Origin of the sequence: Shewanella sp. GutCb (assembly GCF_002836135.1) — a bacterium.
Classification (GTDB): Bacteria; Pseudomonadota; Gammaproteobacteria; order Enterobacterales; family Shewanellaceae; genus Shewanella.
Genome location: NZ_PJBL01000089.1, coordinates 1 through 371, shown reverse-complemented (window position 1 = coordinate 371; position 371 = coordinate 1). Strand labels below are relative to the sequence as shown.

The 371-nt window shown below is 37.7% G+C and carries 1 tRNA gene; it reads left to right on the top strand.

Going from position 1 to position 371, the window contains the following annotated elements:
* The first annotated feature begins 192 nt into the window (after positions 1-192).
* A tRNA-Ile gene (locus tag CXF86_RS20090) sits at positions 193-269 on the top strand.
* Positions 270-371: the final 102 nt, after the last annotated feature.

The window sequence follows — 371 nt, the reverse complement described above, 5'->3', positions numbered from 1 at the left end:
AAATACGTTTGAGTGTCCACACAGATATGCTTGTTATAAAGAAAGAGCAAAAATATACGTCTTTAAGTTTAGACGATGTTAATTTGTTTCAAGTCAAGGCACTTGAGAAGCGAAAGAGGAAGTGTAGTTCACTACATGACTGATTAAACGACGAAAGTAACGCTGAATTGAAGCAAATAAACAAGTATAAATGGGTCTGTAGCTCAGCTGGTTAGAGCGCACCCCTGATAAGGGTGAGGTCGGTGGTTCAAGTCCACTCTGACCCACCAAAATTTTCCTTATCTTTGTTAGAAAGTGACTCGTTTAAGAAAGCTAAACGTCGACACTATCTGCCTCGATAAGAAATAATTTGGTCATTTATACGTATATAT